Origin of the sequence: Pseudorhodoplanes sp., assembly GCF_050250235.1 — a bacterium.
GTDB lineage: Bacteria > Pseudomonadota > Alphaproteobacteria > Rhizobiales > Xanthobacteraceae > Pseudorhodoplanes.
Window position 1 is genome coordinate 1 of sequence record NZ_JBFWPA010000054.1, and the last position, 21573, is coordinate 21573.

Below are 21573 nucleotides of genomic sequence, written 5' to 3' on the forward strand. Positions count from 1 at the left end.
TTGACTGCGTCCGCTCTTACCCTCCCCCTCGTGGGGAGGGTCGATCGACTGAGCGAAGCGAAGGAGATCGGGGTGGGGTCTTATGATGGGGAAACCTCTTTCGCGTGTGAAAGTCCCCACCCCGCCAGCCTCACTTTGTTCGGCAGGCGACCCTCCCCCCAAGGGGGAGGGTACGACCGTATTCGTGGCAATAACTCGCTGAACGCAAAATAGGACCAATGATGCTCGATCAGCGTGACTGGTACCGCTCCGGCCTCGACCACATCTGGCTGCCCTATGCGCAGATGAAGACTGCGCCGGCGCCGCTGCCGGTCTTGCGCACGCAGGGTACGCGCATCCATCTCGCCGACGGCCGCGAACTCGTGGATGGCATCGCCTCGTGGTGGACCGCATGCCACGGCTACAATCACCCGCACGTTGCGCAGGCGGTGAAGCGTCAGCTCGAAGTCATGCCGCATGTGATGTTCGGTGGCCTCGTTCATGAGCAGCCGATGACGCTGGCGCGCAGGCTGTCGGAAATCCTGCCGGGAGATCTCGACCGTGTGTTCTTCACCGATTCCGGTTCGGTCTCGGTCGAAGTCGCCATGAAGATGGCGATGCAATATTGGCTCAACCTCGGGGAAAAGAAGCGCGATACCTTCGTCTGCTTCCGCGGCGGCTATCACGGTGACACCCTTGGCACCATGGCGATCTCCGATTTCGAGACCGGCATCCATCAGAAATTTGCAGGCCTGCTGCACCGGCATGTCCTCGCGGTTCTGCCGGAGGACGAGGAGACGGAAGCCGCACTTGCGGTACTCCTCGAAAAAAACCCCGATTCACTCGCGGCGATCGTGGTCGAGCCGCTGGTGCAGGGGGCCGGCGGCATGCGCTTTCACGAGCCGTCGGTGTTGCGGCGTTTGCGGGAACTTGCCGATCGTTTCGGCGTGCTGCTGATTTTCGATGAAATCTTCACCGGATTCGGCCGCACCGGCACGATGTTCGCATGCGAGGCCGCCGGAATCGTGCCCGACATCGTCACGCTGTCGAAGGCGCTGACCGCCGGCACGCTGCCGCTCGCAGCCACCGTGGCGCGCCGGAAGATTTTCGACAGCTTCTGGTCGGATGTTCCGATGGCAGCATTGATGCACGGCCCGACCTATATGGCGAATGCGCTGGCCTGCGCCGCGGCGAATGCGTCGCTCGACCTGTTCGAGGATGGCGAACGGCTGCGCCAGGTCGCGCGGATCGAGCAGTGGCTGTCCGCTGGTCTTTCGCCGTGCCGCGATCTGCCGGGCGTGACCGATGTACGCACGCGCGGCGCCATCGGCGTGGTCGAGCTTGAGCGTATTGGCGATCTGAACGCGCTCCGCAGCGCCTTTGTCGCAAGGGGCGCCTTCATCCGGCCGATCGGCAACGTGATCTATCTGGCACCCGCGCTGACCATCGATGAGGAGGATGTCGCGTTTCTCGCGCGGGTCATCGGCGAGGTGCTGCGGGAGGGGGCGACGCCTTGAGCTCTCGTGTCCCGGACGCGGCGCAGCATAAAGCGAAGCGGAATGGTGCGCCGCTGATCCGGGACCCAGAGTTCGACCTCGTTATGCATGGGTCCCGGTTCTGCAGCGCACCGTTACACGCTGCGCTGCGCCCGGGACACGCAAGTGCCTAAACCAGCCCGCAGCTCTTTGCGATCTGTTCGAAGGCGGGATGCTCCTCGCCTGCGGCGAGCCGCGGCAGCGCAATCACCTCGATCGCGGGCAGGAAGCGCGCGATCGTCGCCACCGTCTCGTAGAACGGTACGTGGCTGCCCTCGCTCTCGCTGACCACGATCGCGCGCAGGTCGCATTCCTCCTGGTCCAGCACCTCGGCCGCGGTCAGGGTGTGGCTGATGCTGCCGAGATAGCTGCCGGCAACAAGCAGGACCGGAAGCTCGAGTTCGGTAATCCAGTCGAGAACGGTACTGTCCTGATCCAGCGGCACCATGACCCCGCCGACGCCTTCGACCAGAACCGATCCGTCCGCTTCCTTGATCGCGGTCTCGCAGAACGAGACCAGTTGATCGAAGTCGACCTCCTTGCCTTCGTGGCGCGCGGCCATGTCGGGAGAAAACGGTGCTGCGAACCGCCAGGGCGAAATGTCCTCGATTTCTTCCTCGGTGAGCGGCAGCCCGAGCGCGCGCAGCAGCACGCCGCTGTCGCTTTCGCCGGCCCGTGCCGGGTCGAATCCGCTGATGATCGGCTTCACCGCGTCGATGGGTTCGCCCTGCTTACGCAGATAGCGGATCAGGCCCGCCGCGACGAATGTCTTGCCGACATCGGTTCCGCTCGCGGTGATGAAAATCGATGGCATGGCTGGTGTCCCGGTTGAAGGCGTGTATCTGTCCCAGCGTGCCCGCTTGCAAGCGTCGAACCGAAAGGACACCCGCTACTGTATCGCTCTGGGGCGGTCTGGATTGACGTTCCTAGCACGGACTTGCAGCCAAATACTGGCCGGAACGTCAAATAGGCCGCTCAGCTCAGGATTCGGTGGCGGATCAGGCTTGCCAGCCGCTCGATCGCCTCGTCGGGCTGCGCGGCATTGAATGTCACGCGCAGGCGCGCGGTGCCGTCCGGTACGGTGGGTGGCCGGATCGCGACCACCAGGAATCCTTCCTGTTCGAGCAAGGTCTGGGCCCGCAAGGCGGCCTCGGCCTCGCCGATCCTCACCGGCACGATCGCGCTATCGGCCGCCGGCAGATTGGCCGCGCGGGTGAAGATGCGCGCCTTCTTCACCGGAAGGGCGGCGTAATCGGGATTGCCTTCGATGATATCCAGCGCGGCAATCGCCGCACCGAGCGCCGCCGGCGGCAGACCGGTGGAATAGATCAGCGTGCGCGCGCGGTTGTGCATCAGGTCGATCACCTCGCGGGAGGCACAGAGATAGCCGCCATAGCTGCCGATCGCTTTCGAGAGCGTGCCCATCTGCAGCGGGATTGTGGCGGGAGGATTGGTGGCGAAAGCCGAGCCGCGGCCGCCACCCAGAACGCCGATGCCGTGCGCATCGTCGCTCATCAGCCAGGCGTCGTAGCGGTGTGCGGTTTCCGAAAGTTCGGGCAGGGGGGCCAGATCGCCGTCCATGGAAAATACGCCCTCGGTCACGATCAGCGCATGCTTGAACCGCATCCTTTCGCTTTCGAGCAGGGAGCGCAGATGCGCGACGTCGTTGTGCCGGAATTGCAGGATTGCAGCACCACTCAATCGCGCGCCGGAATGCATCGAGCTATGCGCGAGTTCGTCGATCAGGATCAGGTCATCGCGGCCGGCCAGCGCCGGCAGGATCCCGGCATTGGCGAGATAGCCGGAACCGAAGATGCAGGCCCCATCCGCGCCCTTCATCCGAGCGAGCCGGGCCTCCAGCTCCGTATAAAGCGGATGGCTGCCGGTCACGAGCCGCGAGGCGCCCGCACCTGCGCCGTACTGCTCCGCCGCCGCCGCCGCGGCGCGTTTCACCGCCGGATGCTGGCTCAGATTGAGGTAGTCGTTGCTGCAGAAGGACAGCAGCCTGCGGCCGTTGCGCACCACATATAGCCCGTCCGCCAACTCGGTCTCGACGATGCCGCGGCGCAGGTTGTCACGCTCGCGCTCGGCGAGCTTGTCGCGGGCGAATTGATCGAGGGACCGCATGGCGGCCGGACCATGGCCGGGCCCCCGGTTGGACGCAACCGCAAAGTCGGCGATAACCGGGCCGGACGGGCAGGCAGAAGACTCCCGATCCCTGCGGAAGGTCTGGCCGAAGATGGGCTACGTATTGGTGTTTCTGGGAGGCGGACTCGGCGCGATGCTCCGTCACGCGATCAATCTCGCGACCCCGCGGCTGCTGGGCAGCGGGTTTCCCTGGTCCACCTTTCTCATCAACATTACCGGCTCGCTGATTATGGGGCTGGTGGCCGGCTGGTTCGCTTTCAAGGGCGACGCGCCACAGCATCTGCGGCTGTTTTTCACGACCGGGATCCTGGGTGGCTACACGACCTTCTCGGCGTTTTCACTCGACACGGCGCTGCTTTACGAGCGCGGCGACGTGGGTCTTGCGGCGGCCTATGTGGCCGGTTCGGTGGCGTTGTCGATCGCCGGTTTGTTCGCCGGGCTCTGGATCGTCCGTTCGCTGATGTGATGAAAGCCGGAGCAGAATTGCTGCGGTTTTCGGCAGTGAGATTCGAGCCGACGGCGCCGTTTGACCGAAAGCCGGTAGCGTTCCCAAAATGAATCAAAGAGATAGCCTGCTGCCGCCGTCCCAAATCTTTTGCATACAATAACCCGGAATTGGCCCCGAACTTGCGTAGCTCCTCCCGCCGGGATCGGGGGATGCTGTGCCAGTCAGGATCGAGGCCGAACCTTATCCGCTTCAGATCGACGTCAGCCGGTCTGCACTTGTCATTATCGACATGCAACGCGACTTCCTGGAGCCGGGCGGCTTCGGCGCCGCGCTCGGCAATGACGTCTCGCTGCTCAAGGCGGCAGTCGAACCGATCCGCAACGTCCTGAATGCCGCCCGCGAAACCGGGATGCTGGTCATTCACACGCGCGAAGGGCACCGGCCGGATCTCGCCGACGCGCCGCCGCTGAAGGTCGATCGCGGCGATCCCAAGACCCGCATCGGCGCGCCGGGCCCGATGGGCCGCATCCTGGTTCGCGGCGAGCCCGGCCACGACATCATTCCCGAGCTTTATCCGCTCGCAGGCGAGCCCATCATCGACAAGCCGGGGAAGGGCGCCTTCTACCAGACCGATCTCGAACTGATGCTGAAGAACCGCGGCATCGAGACGCTGCTGGTGTGTGGCGTCACCACCGAGGTCTGCGTCAACACCACGATCCGTGAAGCCAATGACCGCGGCTTCCGCTGCATCGCTTTGTCGGATGGCTGCGCCTCCTATTTCCCGGACTTCCACGCCGCCGGTCTCGCCATGATCAAGGCGCAGGGCGGGATATTCGGCTGGGTCTCGGATTCACAGAAAGCCATTGCCGCGATCGCGGCGCATGCCGCGCGCGCACCGAAAATGCCGTTTGGCATCATCGAAGGGGGAGTGCGATGACCGGTGTTTCCGATACCAGCGCTGAAAAATTCCGTCCGGCCTTGTGGACGCCCGGCGACTGGAACGCATTCTTCGGCTTCGGCACCAACATTCTGGTCAACATGCTGGTGCTGACCGGGTTGCTTCGGTTCGTGCTGAAGATGCCCGACTCGATCGTGTTCGGGCGCATCCTGCCCGCGATGGGCCTGATGATGTTCCTGTCCACGATGTATTACGCGTGGCTCGCCTACAAGCTGGCGCTCAAGACCGGCCGTTCCGATGTCTGCGCGCTGCCCTCGGGCATCAGCGTGCCGCACATGTTCGTGGTCACCTTCGTGATCATGCTGCCGATCTCGCTGAAGACCAACGATCCGATCAAGGGCTGGGAAGCGGGCCTCGTCTGGGTATTCTTCCAGAGCTTCATCCTGATGATTGGCGGCTTCATCGCGCCGTATATCCGCAAGATCACCCCGCGCGCCGCGCTGCTCGGTACGCTGGCGGGTGTATCGATCACCTTCATCTCGATGCGGCCGGCGCTGGAAATGTTCCTGACCCCGCAGATCGGACTGATCTGCTTCGCCATCATTCTGGTGAGCTGGTTCGGCGGCGTGAAATATCCGAAAGGCATTCCGGCCGGCCTGATCGCGATTGCCGCCGGCATGCTGATCGCCTGGGGTTCGACGCTGTTCGGCTTTAGCATCGGCGGCATGAGCCTGGAAAAAGTGACCGGCGCCTTCGCCCATTTCGGCTTCTCGGTGCCGATCCCGGCCTTCGGCCATGTGTTCTCCGGCTTCGAGTTCCTCGGCATCATCCTCGTGACCGCGATTCCGTTCGGCATCTACGATCTGGTCGAGGCCATGGACAACGTGGAGAGCGCGGAAGCCGCCGGCGATCACTTCCCGACCACGCAGGTGCTGACCGCCGACGGTGTGGTCAGCCTGATCGGGTGCCTGATGGGGAACCCGTTCATCAACGCGGTCTATATCGGCCATCCGGGCTGGAAGGCGATGGGCGGACGCATCGGCTATTCGGCCGCGACCGGGCTGATGGTGATCGTCCTGTCCTGGTTCGGGATTGTCGCACTGATGCTGGCGCTGATCCCGCTGGTCGCGATCTCGCCGATCCTGCTCTACATCGGCATGCTGATCGGCGCGCAGGCGTTCCAGACCACGCCGACGCATCATGCGCCGGCGATCGCGCTGGCGCTCACCCCGCATCTCGCCGCCTGGGCCAAGACCCTGATCGATGGCGCGCTGGGTGCCGCCGGTACCACGGCCGCGGCGGTTGGCTTCGACAAGATGGCGATGCAGGGCGTGATCTATCACGGCCTCGAAGTCATGGGCGGCGGCGCCATCCTGTCCGGTCTGATCCTTGGCGCGATCGGGGTGTTCATCGTCGACCGGGAATTCGTCAAGGCGTCCGCCTTCGCCCTCGCCGGCGCCGTGCTCACCTTCTTCGGCTTCATGCATGGGGAGGCTGTCGGCTTTGCGGTCACGCCATCGGTGGCCCTGGCCTACGCGATGGTGGCGGCCTTCCTGTACGGCCTGAGCCGCCAGAGCATCGGGATGACGGTGCCGGCTCCGGCGCCGAAGCCTGCGGCAGCGCCCGCCGAATAGCCGGCCTGGCGGGTCAAGCCGGGGGGCAAGCCGCCATGTCATGGCGCGGCTTTCGCGTCATGACTTGAACCGGACGCACTTCGCGGGCATGTCTGGCGCCATGCCCGACGCGACCGAGTCCTTAAGCCTCCTCAGCCGGGTACCGGTGATCCCGGTGCTCACCATCGACGATTTCGAGATCGCCGTGCCGCTGGCGCGTGCCCTGTGCGACGGGGGGCTGCCCGTGATCGAGGTCACGCTCCGGACGAGAGCAGCGCTGGCTGCCATCGCCGCCATCGCCGTCGAGGTGCCGGATTGCATTGTCGGCGCGGGCACGGTGGTCCGGCATGTCGATGCCGCCTTTGCAATCGACGCCGGAGCGAAATTCCTGGTGAGCCCCGGGACCGATTCGGTGCTCGCCGAGACCTTCACCGAGATCGAAATCCCGGTGCTTCCCGGCTGCGCGACCGTGAGCGAGGCGATGGTCCTGTCCGATCTCGGCTTCGAAGTCCTGAAGTTCTTTCCGGCGGAAGCCTCGGGCGGCGCAGCCTGGCTGAAGGCGGTCGCAGCACCGCTGCCTCATATCCGGTTCTGTCCGACCGGCGGCATCGACATGCGCAATGCGCGCGACTATCTCACGCTGCCCAATGTCATCGCGGTCGGCGGCTCCTGGGTGGTGCCGAAAGACGCGCTCGCCGCAAACGATTTCGCGCGGATCAGGACGCTCGCGCGCGAGGCGTCGGGTCTGCGCGGCTGATGCAGGCCTCGCCGCCGCCGCCACCTCTGCGCCGCAAGCGCCGCGCCCTCGACTGGCCGACGGCCTTGCTGATCGCGATCGTCGTGAGCGCGGCGGGTTTCGTCTATTGGCGTGACGGGTCGGCGCGGTTTTTCGATGTGGTCTGGTCCGACGCCGATCTGTTCGCCTGGATGCTGCCGAATGTGCTGGCGGGCTGCCTGATTGCTGCACTGATCACAGTCCTGCTTCCGCGCGATACGATCGTTCGCTGGGTCGGCAAGGACTCAGGGTTCAGAGGAATCCTGATTTCGGCCGCCGCGGGCATCATCGTGCCGGGCGGGCCTTTCACCATCTATCCGATCGCTGCGGCCTTCATTGGCATGGGAGCGGACGCCGCCGCCGTTGTGACGCTGATCACAAGCTGGACCACCATCGGGCTGAGCCGCTCTCTGGTCTGGGAATTGCCGTTTCTCGGATTTGATTTCGTGGCCTGGCGATGGCTCGCGGCATTGCCGCTTGCGGTTCTCGCCGGTCTGATCGCGCGGGCGATCGAGCGGCATTGGCGCGCGAAGGCGAAGACGTGATCGAACTGATCGTCATCGCGGCGCTCTGGATCATCGTGACTGCGCTGGCGCTCGGTGTCGCGGGGCGCAGCAAGGCATTACTGCGCGAGAGTCTGCGCAGCGGCGGCGGCGAATTCCTGCGGCTGGTGCCGCGAATGGCGATCGGCGTCCTCGGCTCCGGCTTCATCGCCGCGGCGCTTCCGCAGGAGAGCGTGGTTTACTGGCTTGGTTCGTCTTCCGGCTTGCTTGGTATCGCCATCGCCACGATTGCAGGGGCCATGACGCCCGGCGGTCCGGTGGTCGGCTTCGCGGTTGCCGCGGCCGCGCTGAAAGGCGGGGCGGGCGCGCCGCAGGTGATCGCCTATTCCACCGCCTGGGCGCTGTACGCCTTTCCGCGCCTCCTCAGCTATGAATTGCCGATCATGCCGTCGCGCATCGTATGGCTGCGGGTGGTCGCGAGCCTGCCGCTTCCATTCATTGCGGCGTGGCTGGCGATGCTGATCGGGAGGCCTTGAAAATCATCGTCGATCAATGCACCGCGCTGGCGGTACGCGGCATGATCGCGCCGCGATGGCGGATCACCTCGGATGCCAGCCTGTGGCCCGCGATCGCGGCATCGCCCGGATTCTCGTCGGCGAGCCGCGCCGCCATGTAACCCGCGTTGAAGCTGTCGCCTGCCGCGGTGGTGTCGACCGGGACCACCACGTCCGGCACCGGCACGAATTCCTTGTGTCCGCCGGCGGCGACCAGCGCGGAATTCGGCCCGTTCTTGATCGCGATTTCGGCGATGCCGAAGGCCTGCAGCCGCTCGATGGTCGCATCGGGCGAGGGATCGCCCCAGAGCAGCGCCTCGTCGTCGTAGGTCGGCAGCGCGATGTCGACCCGCTTGAGCGCCTCCATGAACACCGTGCGGGTGCGCTGCACGTCGCCCTTCCAGGCGCGCGGGCGGTAATTGCCGTCGAACACCACCTTGGCGCCGGCCTTGCGCGCCAGTTCAAGCAGCGCGAGGAAGCGGCCGAGCCCCTGGTTGGAATAGATCGACAGCGTAATGCCGGAAAAATACACGACCCGCGCGCCGACAATGCTCTCGGCTATCACGGCCCAGTTCGGCAATTCGAACAATTCGCGCGCCGGGGCGGTTTCGCGCCAGTAATGGAAGGTCCGCTCGCCCTTGTTGTCGGTCTCGATCAGGTAGAGGCCGGGAAGCCGGCCCGGCACCCGCAGAATAAGGTCGGTGGCAATGCCTTCGGCGGCGGCAAGCGCCACGATGCGGTCCGAATAGATATCGTCGCCGAGTGCGCTGGCATAGGCGACCGGCAGGCCACGGCGCGCCAGATAGACCGCCGTGTTGAAGGTGTCGCCGCCGCAGGCCTGGCTGAACCGCCCGTCCGGCCCGCGCGCCATCTCGATCATGACTTCGCCGATCGAGACAATGCGCTTGGTCTGATCGTTCATGGGGCCTCTTGGTCGCGTTGGGTGCCGGGGCACCATGAACCGGCCCGCCATGCCTTGCAATCAGACCGACGGAGAGACTGCGCCGGTGAAACCGCGCGGGCGGTGGTCTGGCCCCTTGGCATCTCGAAATGTTATACTATAACAACTGCTGGACTCTGATAACAGATGACCGAGCACCATCATCACCATCACCCGCATGGCCATGCGCATCCGCCCGCCCCGATCGGGCCGTCGATCCTGCGGCTGTCGGTGGTCGAGCGACTGGTCTTCGCCGCCGTTCTGACCGCAATGGTCTGGGCTGCGGTGATCTGGGCGATGCGCTGATGACCGTCCATGTCCCGACGCCGCAATTGCGGTTCCGCGACCTGACGCTGGGCTATGACCGGCACCCGGCGGTGCATCACCTCAGCGGCGAGGTTCCGTCCGGAGCGCTGCTCGCGGTAGTCGGTCCGAACGGCGCCGGAAAGTCGACGCTGTTCAAGGGAATCGTCGGTGCGCTGAAGCCGCTGGCCGGTCGGGTCGATCTGAACGGCCTGTCGGCGCAGGACGTTGCCTATCTGCCGCAGGCGGCCGAAATTGACCGGACGTTTCCGATCCGCGTCTACGACCTGGTCGCGATGGGCCTGTGGCGCACGACCGGCATCTGGGGCGGCTTTTCGAAGGCGGACCGTGCGAAGATTCATGACGCCATCGCCGCCGTCGGCCTGACCGGATTTGAGCGGCGCGCCATCGGCACGCTTTCTGGAGGCCAGATGCAGCGCATGCTGTTCGCCCGGCTGCTCCTGCAGAATGCCAAACTCGTGGTTCTCGACGAGCCGTTCAACGCTATCGATGCGAAGACCTCCGCCGATCTGGTGGCGCTGGTGCAGCGCTGGCACGGCGAAGGCCGCACCATCCTCGCTGCCTTGCATGATCTCGAACTCGTGCGCACCACCTTTCCGCAGACACTGCTGCTCGCGCGCGAGACCGTGGCGTGGGGTGATACCGCGTCCGTGCTGACGGCCGACAACATGCAGAAGGCACGGCATATGTGCGAGGCGTTCGACGAGGAGGCTGCAGCATGCGCGGCGTGAATCAATCTTCTGTCGTCCCCGTGAAAGTCTGCAAGTACCGGTCGCCCCCGCGCAGGCGGGGGCCCATATTTCAGAGTGGCGGTTATAGGTCTCCCTCTTCGCGGGGACGAGCGGACTAGATTCCTGATGCTCTACGCCACCCTCATCGCCCCGTTTGCCGAGTTCGATTTCATGCAGCGCGCGCTGGTGGGCGTGATGGCGCTGGCGCTCGGTGCCGGTCCGATCGGGGTGTTCCTGATGCTGCGCCGGATGTCGCTCGTCGGCGATGCTATGGCGCATGCGGTGCTGCCGGGCGCGGCGATCGGGTTCCTGATTTCCGGTCTCAACATCTTTGCGATGACCGCAGGCGGGTTGATCGCGGGTTTTACCGTCGCACTTCTTGCAGGTTTGGTGGCGCGCTCGACCGAATTGAAGGAGGACGCTTCGCTTGCGGTGTTCTTCCTGATTTCGCTTGCGGTCGGCGTCACCATCATTTCGGTGCGCGGCACCAATATCGATCTCCTGCATTTCCTGTTCGGCTCGGTGCTGGCGCTTGACGATCCGACGCTGATCCTGATCGCCATCAATGCCACGGTGACGCTGCTTGGGCTTGCGATCATCTACCGGCCGCTGGTGCTGGAATGCGTCGATCCGCTTTACCTGCGCTCGGTGAGCAAGGCCGGCGGTCCGGCACATCTGATCTTCCTCGCGCTGCTGGTGATCAACCTCGTGTCCGGCTTTCATGCACTCGGCACGCTGCTGGCGGTCGGCATCATGATGGTGCCCGCCGCGATCGGACGATTCTGGGCGCGCGATATTACCGCGATGATCGTGATCGCGGTGCTGGCGGGGATGTTGTCCGGCTATGCCGGCCTCCTGTTGTCGTTCCATACCGCGGCGCCCGCGGGTCCGGCGGTGATTCTGGTCGCCGGCATCCTGTACGCCATCTCGCTTCTGTTCGGCAGCGTTGGCGGGCTGGTCCGCCAGCTGTTTCCCGGGCGGCACCTCGAAGCCTGACATTTCCGGAGGTCCATCATGCTGACGAGACGCTTTCTGATTGCTGCGGCTGCTGCAGTCATGTTCCCGACCGCGCCGATACCGCTTGTGCAGGCGCAAGAGCAGCAAGCCACACTGCCCGTTGTCGCGACTTTCTCGATCCTAGGCGACATCGTCGGCAATGTCGGCGGCGACCGCGTGGCGGTGAAAAGTCTGGTCGGGCCGAACGGCGATGCGCATGTCTATTCGCCGTCTCCTGCGGATGCGAAGACCCTCGCCGACGCGAAAGTCATCGTCACCAACGGTCTCGGCTTCGAGGGCTGGCTTGCGCGGCTGATCAAGTCGTCCAACACCAAGGCGCCAAATATCGTCGCGGCCAAGGGCGTCAAGCCCCGCAAGCTCGCCGGCAAGCATTCGCACGGTCACGCGCATGGCCATGCCGACGGCGACCCGCATGCCTGGCAGTCGGTGGCCAACGTCAAAATCTATGTTGCCAACATCCGCGATGGGCTGATCAAGGCGGACCCGGCAGGCAAGGCGGCCTATGAGGCCAATGCCGCCGCCTATCTCGCCAAGCTCGACGCACTGGAGAGCGAGGTCAAGCAAGCCGTTTCCAATATCCCGCCGGAGCGCAGAAAGATCATCACCACCCATGACGCCTTCGGATATTTCAAGGACGCCTATGGGGTCGATTTCATTGCCCCGCAGGGGGTGTCGACCGATTCGGAAGCCTCGGCCCGCGATGTGGCACGCATCATCACGCAGGTCAGAAAGCAGAAAATTCCGGCCGTGTTCATGGAGAATATCAGCGATGCGCGGCTGCTGACGCGGATCGCCAGCGAGACCGGCGCCAGGGTGGGCGGAACGCTCTATTCGGATGCCCTGACCGCCGAAAATGGGCCGCCCCCCACTTCCATCGACCACCTCCGGCCCAATTTAGGGACGCTCTGCGCGGCGCTGCAGCGCTGACAGCTTCACCGACCCTTACCCTCCCCCTTGTGGGGTGGGTCGGCTGCGAAGCAGCCGGGGTGGGGGTGGCGTGACAAGCACGCGCCCGCTAAGACCCCCACCCCCGACCCCTCCCCACAAGGGGGAGGGGAGCAGACCGAGCGAGTTCATGTCCGACAAGACCCCCGTCACGGTGCTGACTGGCTATCTCGGCGCCGGCAAGACCACGTTGCTCAACCGCATCCTCTCGGAGCCGCACGGCAAGAAATACGCCGTGATCGTCAACGAGTTCGGCGAGATCGGGATCGACAACGACCTGATCGTCAATGCCGACGAGGAAGTGTTCGAGATGAACAACGGCTGCATCTGCTGCACCGTGCGCGGCGACCTGATCCGCATCATCGAGGGCCTGATGCGTCGGAAGGGCAAGTTCGACGCTATCATCGTGGAAACCACGGGGCTCGCCGATCCGGCGCCGGTGGCGCAGACGTTTTTCGTCGACGAGGAGGTCGGCAAGAAGGCGCGCCTCGACGCGGTGGTGACGGTCGCCGACGCCATGTGGCTGAAGGATCGCCTCAAGGATGCGCCCGAAGCCAAGAACCAGATTGCCTTCGCCGATGTGATCCTCCTCAACAAGACCGACCTCGTGGAGGAGGCCGATTTGCAGGAGGTCGAGGCCCGCATCCGCGGCATCAACCCGTATGCGAAGCTGCACCGCACCACGCGGTCGCAGATCGCGCTCGACGAAGTGCTCGACCGCAAGGCCTTCGACCTCGATCGTATCCTCGATATCGAGCCGGAATTCCTGCATGGCGACGCTCATGCGCATGATCACGGTCATGACCACGACCATGGGCACGATCATCATCACCATGATCATGACCATCATCACGACCATGCTCACGACCATCACCACCACCGCGGCGTGAAGCATTATCATGACGAGGAGATGCAATCGATTTCGCTTGCGACCGAAAAGCCGCTCAATCCGGACAAGTTCTTTCCGTGGATCCAGAAGCTGGTCGCGGAGGATGGCCCGGCGATCCTGCGCTCCAAGGGCATTCTCGCATTCAAGGACGATCCCGACCGCTTCGTGTTCCAGGGCGTACACATGATCCTCGACGGCGATCATCAGCGGCCGTGGAAGGACGACGAGAAGCGCGAGAGCCGGCTGGTCTTTATCGGCCGGCATCTGCCGGAGGAAAAGATCCGCAAGGGCTTTGCGGATTGCGTGGCTTAGTCCCCACGCTGTCGTCCCGACCGAGCGTATACGAGAGCCGGGATCCATAACTCTGATGCGGGTTGTTTGATCCGGACTTTCCTGATTGAAGCTTTGGTGGCTATGGGTCCCGGACAGCCTTCGCTCCGCTCAGGCTTCCGGGACGACCGGGACTTATGAATGACCGACACCCGCTCCCCCACCAACACACCCTCCGTCGCAGACCGCACCCAGCCGGTTGCCATCGGCGGTGCTGTCATCGCCGTACATTTCCTTGGCGACAGGGCTGCCTTCGTACTGGCGGAAGAGGCTGCGCTGATTGCCGGCCGTGACGGCAAGACCGACCGTATCGCGCTGTCCGATGGTGGCATTCTTGCTTCCGCCAGCGATGGCATGCGCCTTGTCACCGGCGACGACGAAGGCAAGGTGACGGAGATCGACGGCACAGGCGCAACGCGCATTTTGTTCGCCGATCCGAAGCGGAAGTGGATCGATCACGTTGCGCTCGGACCGGACGGTGCAACCGCATGGTCGGCCGGAAAGGTTGTCAGCGTCTCGGGCGCCAAAGGCGAGATCAAGTCGCTCGAGCTGAATTCGACCGCCGGCGGCCTTGCATTCCTTCCAAAAGGCTTCCGCCTCGCCATCGCGCATTACAACGGCGCTTCGCTCTGGTTTCCGAATGCGCAGGCCAAGCCCGAAGTGCTCGAATGGAAGGGTTCGCATCTGGGTGTTACCGCTAGCCCGGATGGCCGCTTCCTCGTCACCACCATGCAGGAGCCGATGCTGCACGGCTGGCGGCTCGTCGACGGCAAGCACATGCGGATGTCGGGCTATGCGGCACGCGTGCGCTCGATGAACTGGACCGCAGATGGAGCCTTCCTCGCCACCAGCGGGTCCGACCAGCTCATCCTGTGGCCGTTCTCCGGAAAGGACGGGCCGATGGGCAAGCAGCCGACGATGCTTGCGCCTCATGCCAGGCGGCTTGCGATGGTTGCCTGCCATCCAAAACAGCCGGTCGTGGCGGCCGGCTACGAGGACGGTTTGTTGCTGCTGGTGCGCCTCGATGACGGCGCCGAGGTGCTGGCGCATGCGTCCGATCTCGATACCCCGGTCACCGCGCTGGCCTGGAGCGGCGACGGCCGGCAACTCGCGTTTGCCTGTGAGGACCGTGTCGCGGGTGTGGTAGACTTGTCCTGACCCGTTAGACTTGTCCCGATGCAAATGTCGGAGGCGCACGCGATGATCCGGAATGTTCGGGCTTTTCTGTTCGCCTTCGCAATCCTGTGCGGCCTTGCCGTGCCGGCACTGGCCCTGCCGAAGACGGTGATCATCCTGCGCCATGGCGAGAAGGAGAATAACTTCGCGCTTTGCAGGATCGGCATCGACCGCTCCCTCGCGCTCGCCGCGCAATATCTCGGGCAGGGCGCGAAGCAGTCGCTGTTTGCGACCGGGGAGCGGCCCGCCGCCTTCTTCGCCATCACGCTGCACACGCTGGAACTGGCCTCACCCGCAGCCGCGACCTGGGAAATGCCGGTCACGACGTTCTCCGCGGTGCCGCTGCCGCGGATCGACCTCACCCCGCAGCTCAACCTGCGGACCCAGCAGGCGGTCGGCGCGCTGATGGACGATCCGCGCTATGATGGGAAGACGGTCGTGATGGTATGGGAGCATCACCACATCGCCGACCGCAGGCTCGAGCGCAAGTTTCCCGACCAGAAGGTGACGTTGCGCCAGCTTCTCAATCTCGACAAGCTGGCCGACGTGCCCGAAACCTGGCCCGGCCGGACTTACGACTATTTCTGGGTCGTGGAGTACGGGACGACTGGGTCGCGGGTACCCGTGAGTTTCCGCATGGTCAGGCAAGATTTCGCGGCGCCGTTCGACAAGGTGCCGTCGAACGACTGGGGCAAGCGCGCCAAGCTGCCGCTCGGGAACAAGTGCTTGCCGTAAGGAAAGTCGTCCCCGCGAAAGCGGGTACCCATATTCCAGAGTGGTGGTTATGGGTCCTCGCTTTCGCGGGGACGACAACAATCAAGTGCACCGTAAACCGGTGAGCAAAGATCACCGCACCAGCACATTCCTGAACTGCCAGGGATCGCTCTCGTCGATGTCCTCCGGGAAGAGCCCAGGGCGGCCTTCGAGCGGTGTCCAGTCGGTGTAATAGCCTTTCACCGGGCCGAGATACGGCAACTGGATTTCGAGGCAGCGCTTGTAGTCCATCTCGTCGGCCTCGACGATGCCTTCATTCGGATTTTCGAGCGCCCAGACCATGCCGGCGAGGATCGCCGACGTCACCTGCAGGCCGGTCGCGTTCTGATAGGGCGCAAGTTCGCGGGTCTCCTCGAGAGAGAGTTGCGAACCGTACCAGTACGCGTTCTTGGCGTGGCCGTAGAGCAGCACGCCGAGTTCGTCGATGCCGTCGGTCAGTTCGTCTTCGTCGAGCACGTGCCACTCGTCCTGCAGCGTGCCGCCGCGGCCGAACAGCTCGTGCCACGACAGCACCGCGGCGTCGGCGGGATGATAGGCGTAGTGGCAGGTCGGGCGGTACACGGCCTTGCCGTCTTCCATCACGGTGAAATAGTCGGCGATCGAGATCGACTCGTTGTGGGTGACGAGGAAGCCGTATTGCGGCCCGGGCGTCGGGCACCAGGTGCGCACGCGCGTATCGGCGCCCGGCCGCATCAGATAGATGGCCGGCGCATTCGGGTCGGCATAGCGCCGCGCGAAATCGGGCATCCACTTCTCGTGCGTGCCCCAGCCGAGTTCGGCCGGCTGCAGGCCCTCGGACACGAACCCCTCCACCGACCAGGTGTTGAGGAACACATCGCGCGGTTTCGGCGACTTGGTGCGCTGGGTGTCGCGTTCGGCGATGTGGATGCCCTTGACCCCGGTCTGGCGCAGCAGGTTCGCCCATTCCTCGCGCGTCGTCGGATCGGGTACGTTGAGATTGAGGTCGCGCGCGAGATTGAGCGCCGCCTGCTTGACGAAGAACGACACCATGCCGGGATTGGCGCCGCAGGTGGACACCGCCGTCGGGCCGCCCGGATTCTTCCGCTTCGCGGCGAGCGTCAGCTCGCGCAGCGCATAGTTCGAGCGCTCGGCCGGGCCTTTCGTCTTGTCGAAATAGAAGCCGAGCCACGGCTCGTTGACGGTGTCGATATAGAGCGTGCCGAGCGACCGGCACAGCTCCATGATGTCGACCGAAGAGGTATCGACCGAAAGATTGACGCAGAAGCCCTGGCCGCCGCCTTTGGTCAGCAGCGGCGTCAGCAATTCCTTGTAATTCTCACGCGTCACGTGCTTCTGGATGAACGGGATGCCGCGCTCGTCCGCGATCCACTTGTTGAGCGGATCGGGATCGATGATCACCATGCGAGACTTGTCATACTCGAAATGCCGTTCGATCAGCGGCAGCGTCCCGCGCCCGATCGAGCCGAAGCCGATGATCACAGTGGGGCCGTCGATCTTGCCGTATACGGGCCAGTCGGTCATTTCGCGTCACTCCAGTCTTCAGTCGGGAAAAATGAAATGGGCGGGTATCGCGGCCTCTGCGATACCCGCCCAGGAGGCTGCGCGCAAACCTAAGCTGCGCGCGGTGTCGGGCTTTTGACAGCCCCGTTGGACGCCGCCGCGACCAGAGCGCCGAGATCGGACTTCGGTGCGAGGCGGCCGGTGGCGCCGATCATGCCGCGGGCCCCATCGAGCGCGCCGGCATGGAGTTCGAGCGCAAGCAACCGGTCCTTCTGAAAGGGACCGGGCATCGACAGCAGGCCGGTCTTCTCCGCGGAGAAGCCGAACCGGCTGTAATAGGGTGCATCACCCACCAGCAGAATCGCGCCGTGCCCGCGCATGCGCGCTGTGGCGATCGCCTGCTTCATCAGCTTGCCGCCAACGCCCTTGCTCCGGTGTTCGGGGGAAACCGCGAGCGGGCCGAGGAGCAGCGCCGAGCGGCCAAGGCCGGCGGACACGTCCCACAGGCGCACGGTGCCGACAACGGCGCGGCCTTCGGTCGCGACAAAGGACAGGCCATGGGCCGGCAGGCGGTCCTCCCGCAGGCGCGCGGAGCACTTGGTGAAACGGGCCGGGCCGTAGGCGCGGTCGAGCAAAAGCTCGCGCGCCGCCGCATCGGTTTTCCGCTCCTGGCGAATGGCGATCATGGCCAAACTCCTTCCAAGGCCCCGCGCGCCGCGGAACCGCTTCAGTCCTGATTGTTGAGAGGAAAGGAAGCCGGTTTATCGCCGGCTTCCAGCGTCGTGGTCGGATGTGGCCCGATCGCGGAGCGATCAGATGTGGATCGTCTTCAGCGGCGGGAAGCCGTTGAAGGCCACCGACGAGTAGGTCGACGTGTAGGCGCCGGTGCCCTCGATCAGCAGCTTATCGCCGATCTCCAGCGAGACCGGCAGTGGGTAGGGCTGCTTCTCGTACAGCACGTCCGCCGAATCGCAGGTCGGGCCCGCGAGGATGCACGGGGACAGGTCGCTACCGTCGCGCGGGGTGCGGATCGGGTAGCGAATCGCCTCGTCCATCGTCTCGGCGAGACCGCCGAATTTGCCGATGTCGAGATAGACCCAGCGCACCTCGTCCTCCTCGCTCTTCTTCGAGACGAGAACGACTTCGGTCTCGATCACACCGGCATTGCCGACCATGCCGCGGCCCGGCTCGATGATGGTTTCCGGGATGCGGTTGCCGAAATGCTTGCGCAGCGCACGGAAGATCGCTGAGCCGTAGGTGCGAACCGTCGGCACGTTCTTCAGGTACTTGGTCGGGAAGCCGCCGCCGAGATTGACCATCGACAGGTTGATCCCGCGCTCGCCGCACTCGCGGAACACCGCCGCCGCCTGCGCCAGGGCACGGTCCCAGGCATGCTGGTTGCGCTGCTGCGAACCGACATGGAAGGAGATGCCGTAGGCGTTCAGGCCCTGCCGGTGCGCGTGCTCGAGCACGTCCGCGGCCATCGAGGGCTCGCAGCCGAACTTGCGCGAAAGCGGCCATTCGGCGCCCGCGCCGTCGCACAGGATGCGGCAGAACACCTTCGACTCCGGCGCCACGCGCGCGACCTTCTCGACCTCGGCCTTGCAGTCGACCGCGAACAGGCGAATGCCTAGCGCGAAGGCGCGCGCAATATCACGCTCCTTCTTGATGGTGTTGCCATAGGAGATGCGGTCGGGCGTTGCGCCGGCAGCGAGCGCCATTTCGATCTCGGCGACCGAGGCGGTGTCGAAGCAGGAGCCCATCGAGGCCAGAAGCGACAGCACTTCCGGCGCCGGGTTCGCCTTCACGGCATAGAACACGCGGCTGTCCGGCAGCGCCCTGGCAAAGTTGTTGTAATTCTCGCGAACGACGTCGAGATCGACGACCAGCACGGGTCCGTCGTCACGGCGGTTGCGCAGGAATTCGCGGATGCGGTCGGTCATGGTCTTCCCCAAACAGCGCTGCGGGGCGATGCCAGAGGCCCTGGCAAAGCACCCTCTGTATGCGTCTGATGGCGAACCCACGCTGCCGTGCGATGGAGGTCACGACGAGCGGTGTTCGACACCGGACAGTGCTGCCGTGGATTGGTGGGGAGACCCCGCCGCACACCTGGCAATGATGGACAAGCCTTCTCGGTAACCTGACCGGCTTATGGACAGCCGGCGATAGCCAAAAAAGCCCGCTCCGTCGTTGCTTTAAGTCGCGTCCTCAGCGGAGAACTGAGTTCGCCGGTTTCGCCTCCGGCTGCCGGTCAGAGTTCTTGGAGAGACTCTCCGCAGAGAGCTTGGTCTCCCCAGGCGGCTGGCGGGCCTCTTGTCCCGCTACCTACCGACCGACACGCGACCACAGGCACGTGCGAAATTGGGCAAAGGCGGAAATAATCCATTCACGCTGCATGTCAAGCATTACGTGCGGCTGTGACCCAAAAAACTTCAGAGATTACGGAGACGTTAACGTCAGAGCGCGCGCGAGGCCGCGGCGAAGCGGAGCGCGTGCGTCGCGTGTGTCGCAAACGCGGCGTCGATGCGGCAGACGACGACGCCACGCGCCGCATTTGCAGCGTGACGTGCACGCGAGCCGATCGTCTTGCGATGCTGTGAGGGTTCGCTCACCTCGGCCGGCGGACCGCTCGCACCTTGCCGGTGTTGCCGCCGCCGCAGAAGAACCGACCGCTACCGTCCGCCTCGAGCCCCGAAACCGCAACACCAGCCGGCATTTCGAGCCGCTCCTGCACGGCGCCGCTCGCCGGATCGACCCGACGCAAATCACACTGATCGCCCTCCCATGTGCCATGCCACAATTCCCCGTCAGTCCAGGTGACGCCGGTGACGAAACGATTCGACTCGATGGTGCGGAGGATCGCTCCGGTCTCGGGATCGATCTGGTGGATCTTGCGTTCGCGATATTGACCGACCCACAGCGTGCCCTCCGCCCAGGCGAGCCCGGAATCGGCACCGTTGCCCGGCGCTGGAATGGTCGCGAGCACGTCGCCGGTCTGAGGGTCGATCCTCTGGATGAGGTTCTCGGCAATCTGGAACAGATGCCGGCCGTCGAACGCCGTGCCGGCATGTCCCGGCACGTCGAGCGAGCGCACGATGCTGCCGCTGTCCGGATCGAGTGCGCAAATGCGGTCGCCGGCAGCGAACCAGACATGCTGGCCGTCAAAACTCACACCGGCGACCTGCTGCACGTCCGGAAAAGGCCCGTATTCCCGGAGAATTTCCGCCGGCCGCTCGATGATTTTCATTTCAATGCTCCAATAGCGTGGTCCGTGTTCGCATGACCGGAACCTAATCGCTCGGCAGCGTGCCGGTGAGTAACAAGATTGTCGGGAAACCGGGCAGAGGCGGCGTCATCCAGCGCCGCGCGCGCGCGCGTCCGATCCATTGCACCTTGTCTGACGCCGCCAGTTCATCGAGCGCGCGCTGCACGGTGCGCTGGCTCGAGCCGAGCGCCAGCGCGAGCGCCGAGCTGGACCAGGCTTCGCCGTCGGCGAGGCAGGCGAGGACGGCGGCATGCGGCTCCTCGATCGGACGCGCCAGCACGGCCACCGAGGCGGCGCCATGCGGGATCAGGGTGAAGCCGCGCGGCGTCGCCCTCACATCCGCTACGCTCCGCAACGCGCGGCGCAGCCGCCCGATCTCGACCCGCAGGCGTGCACGGTGCGATTCGTCGGCTCGCCTTGCCCGGAACGCCCGGGCCACAAGTGCGTCGCGCGACATATCGCCGGGCCAGGCTTCGCCAAGCGCGCGGGCCAAAGCGAAAAGGACCGGACGTCGGGCCAGCGGGATCGTCGTGCTCTTGTCACGGACGACGTAACGGCAGGCATCGACCACCAGCGCTTTCGACGCCAGCAGGTCCTCGACCTCCGCAAGCAGCAGAGGCCGCTCGCGTCCGCCCTCGACAAGCCGCGCTGCGGGTGTGTCGAGCATGCGCGTTGCACTCGCTACCTCGGCGGTCAGCGCAGGGATGGCCGCGGCCCGCGCGGCCTGAGCTGCGGCGGCGAGCGCAGCACGCGCCGGCTTCGTTCGGATCCGGCGCATCGCAACGTCCGCAATGGCCAGTTGGTTGACCGTTTGCAAAGCCGGCGGCAACGAGGCGGGATCGATGTTGTCGAGCGCCCGCTCGGCCTCCCCGAGGCTGCCCACGAGCAGCATGCGGCGGATGGCGAGATGCTGCGCCAGTGCAGCATTGGTTCGGTCGCCGTGGGCCTCAAGAGTCGCCCGCGCCGCATCGAGCGCGTGCGCGGGCCAGCCGAGGTCGCGCGACGCCAGCGCCACTTCGGCCTCCGCAACGACGCATCTCGCCCGCGCAACGGCCTCCCGGGGACTGAACGCGCGCCCCGCCCGCCGCAGTAATGTCTTGGCTTTGACGAACTCGCCGAGTTGCGCCATCGCGATGCCCCGCAGTGCGAGCGCCGGCGCATCGTCGCGGAGGGCCACGCGCTGCAAGGCACCGAGCGGATCGCCGGCTGCCAATGCGCGTCCGGCGGCTGTAATCAGTGAGTCCATC

At 65.0% G+C, this 21573-nt stretch carries 22 protein-coding genes; 14 read left to right on the top strand and 8 right to left on the bottom strand.

Features of this window, described 5'->3' with window-relative positions:
• The first annotated feature begins 221 nt into the window (after positions 1-221).
• On the top strand, positions 222-1496 hold the full coding sequence (locus AB7F49_RS21630; RefSeq protein ID WP_428526233.1) for an adenosylmethionine--8-amino-7-oxononanoate transaminase: 1275 nt from the start codon (positions 222-224) through the stop codon (positions 1494-1496).
• A 148-nt stretch (positions 1497-1644) separates the two neighbouring features.
• On the opposite strand, the gene bioD is transcribed toward AB7F49_RS21630, so the two are convergent.
• A complete protein-coding gene (bioD, locus tag AB7F49_RS21635) occupies positions 1645-2328 on the bottom strand; it encodes a dethiobiotin synthase (protein WP_428526155.1) in 684 nt (227 codons plus the stop codon).
• A gap of 161 nt (positions 2329-2489) precedes the next feature.
• Positions 2490-3641, bottom strand: a complete 1152-nt coding sequence (bioF, locus tag AB7F49_RS21640) for an 8-amino-7-oxononanoate synthase (protein WP_428526157.1) — start codon at positions 3639-3641, stop codon at positions 2490-2492.
• A gap of 112 nt (positions 3642-3753) precedes the next feature.
• On the opposite strand from bioF, the gene crcB reads away from it, so the two are divergent.
• The 6 genes from crcB (at position 3754) to AB7F49_RS21670 (ending at position 8435) form a co-directional block, all read left to right on the top strand.
• Positions 3754-4128, top strand: coding sequence for a fluoride efflux transporter CrcB (gene crcB / locus AB7F49_RS21645; protein ID WP_428526235.1), 375 nt, complete (start codon positions 3754-3756; stop codon positions 4126-4128).
• A 196-nt stretch (positions 4129-4324) separates the two neighbouring features.
• Positions 4325-5047 (top strand): cysteine hydrolase family protein, encoded by a 723-nt coding sequence (locus tag AB7F49_RS21650; RefSeq protein WP_428526159.1) that lies wholly within the window; start codon positions 4325-4327, stop codon positions 5045-5047.
• Complete coding sequence (locus tag AB7F49_RS21655) at positions 5044-6642, top strand: regulator (RefSeq protein WP_428526160.1); 1599 nt, start codon at positions 5044-5046, stop codon at positions 6640-6642. Before AB7F49_RS21650 ends, AB7F49_RS21655 begins: the two co-directional genes overlap by 4 nt.
• 100 nt (positions 6643-6742) lie before the next feature.
• Entirely contained in the window at positions 6743-7378 is a 636-nt protein-coding gene (gene eda / locus AB7F49_RS21660) for a bifunctional 4-hydroxy-2-oxoglutarate aldolase/2-dehydro-3-deoxy-phosphogluconate aldolase (protein ID WP_428526162.1), read from the top strand.
• Positions 7378-7941 carry a permease gene (locus AB7F49_RS21665; protein ID WP_428526164.1) on the top strand — a complete coding sequence of 188 codons (564 nt, stop codon included), beginning with the start codon at positions 7378-7380 and terminating at the stop codon, positions 7939-7941. Before eda ends, AB7F49_RS21665 begins: the two co-directional genes overlap by 1 nt.
• On the top strand, positions 7917-8435 hold the full coding sequence (locus AB7F49_RS21670) for a hypothetical protein (protein WP_428526166.1): 519 nt from the start codon (positions 7917-7919) through the stop codon (positions 8433-8435). Before AB7F49_RS21665 ends, AB7F49_RS21670 begins: the two co-directional genes overlap by 25 nt.
• 13 nt (positions 8436-8448) lie before the next feature.
• Here the strand turns inward: AB7F49_RS21670 and AB7F49_RS21675 are convergent, their stop codons facing one another.
• Positions 8449-9375, bottom strand: coding sequence for a sugar kinase (locus AB7F49_RS21675; RefSeq protein ID WP_428526168.1), 927 nt, complete (start codon positions 9373-9375; stop codon positions 8449-8451).
• Positions 9376-9540: 165 nt separating this feature from the next.
• Here AB7F49_RS21675 and AB7F49_RS21680 point away from each other — a divergent pair, with 165 nt between their 5' ends.
• The 7 genes from AB7F49_RS21680 (at position 9541) to AB7F49_RS21710 (ending at position 15540) form a co-directional block, all read left to right on the top strand.
• Positions 9541-9699, top strand: a complete 159-nt coding sequence (locus AB7F49_RS21680) for a hypothetical protein (RefSeq protein ID WP_428526170.1) — start codon at positions 9541-9543, stop codon at positions 9697-9699.
• The gene (gene aztA, locus AB7F49_RS21685) at positions 9699-10448 is read left to right on the top strand and encodes a zinc ABC transporter ATP-binding protein AztA (protein WP_428526172.1); all 750 of its coding nucleotides are present in this window, start codon (positions 9699-9701) and stop codon (positions 10446-10448) included. The genes AB7F49_RS21680 and aztA overlap by 1 nt, the downstream gene beginning before the upstream one ends.
• A gap of 126 nt (positions 10449-10574) precedes the next feature.
• Positions 10575-11444, top strand: a complete 870-nt coding sequence (locus tag AB7F49_RS21690; RefSeq protein ID WP_428526174.1) for a metal ABC transporter permease — start codon at positions 10575-10577, stop codon at positions 11442-11444.
• A gap of 18 nt (positions 11445-11462) precedes the next feature.
• Entirely contained in the window at positions 11463-12392 is a 930-nt protein-coding gene (locus AB7F49_RS21695) for a metal ABC transporter solute-binding protein, Zn/Mn family (RefSeq protein WP_428526176.1), read from the top strand.
• Positions 12393-12540: 148 nt separating this feature from the next.
• Positions 12541-13611, top strand: coding sequence for a CobW family GTP-binding protein (locus AB7F49_RS21700; RefSeq protein ID WP_428526178.1), 1071 nt, complete (start codon positions 12541-12543; stop codon positions 13609-13611).
• A gap of 159 nt (positions 13612-13770) precedes the next feature.
• Entirely contained in the window at positions 13771-14787 is a 1017-nt protein-coding gene (locus AB7F49_RS21705) for a WD40 repeat domain-containing protein (protein WP_428526180.1), read from the top strand.
• Between the two features lie 42 nt (positions 14788-14829).
• Positions 14830-15540 carry a histidine phosphatase family protein gene (locus AB7F49_RS21710; protein ID WP_428526182.1) on the top strand — a complete coding sequence of 237 codons (711 nt, stop codon included), beginning with the start codon at positions 14830-14832 and terminating at the stop codon, positions 15538-15540.
• Positions 15541-15651: 111 nt separating this feature from the next.
• Here AB7F49_RS21710 and AB7F49_RS21715 read toward each other — a convergent pair whose 3' ends face one another.
• The 5 genes from AB7F49_RS21715 to AB7F49_RS21735 all read right to left on the bottom strand — a co-directional run bounded on the left by AB7F49_RS21715 (position 15652) and on the right by AB7F49_RS21735 (position 21572).
• Entirely contained in the window at positions 15652-17082 is a 1431-nt protein-coding gene (locus AB7F49_RS21715) for a homospermidine synthase (protein WP_428526184.1), read from the bottom strand.
• 89 nt (positions 17083-17171) lie between these two features.
• The gene (locus AB7F49_RS21720; protein ID WP_428526237.1) at positions 17172-17747 is read right to left on the bottom strand and encodes a GNAT family N-acetyltransferase; all 576 of its coding nucleotides are present in this window, start codon (positions 17745-17747) and stop codon (positions 17172-17174) included.
• Between the two features lie 126 nt (positions 17748-17873).
• Positions 17874-19004 (bottom strand): type III PLP-dependent enzyme, encoded by a 1131-nt coding sequence (locus AB7F49_RS21725; RefSeq protein ID WP_428526186.1) that lies wholly within the window; start codon positions 19002-19004, stop codon positions 17874-17876.
• 665 nt (positions 19005-19669) lie between these two features.
• On the bottom strand, positions 19670-20308 hold the full coding sequence (locus AB7F49_RS21730; protein WP_428526188.1) for a DUF5074 domain-containing protein: 639 nt from the start codon (positions 20306-20308) through the stop codon (positions 19670-19672).
• Positions 20309-20351: 43 nt separating this feature from the next.
• On the bottom strand, positions 20352-21572 hold the full coding sequence (locus AB7F49_RS21735) for a helix-turn-helix domain-containing protein (protein ID WP_428526190.1): 1221 nt from the start codon (positions 21570-21572) through the stop codon (positions 20352-20354).
• Position 21573: the final 1 nt, after the last annotated feature.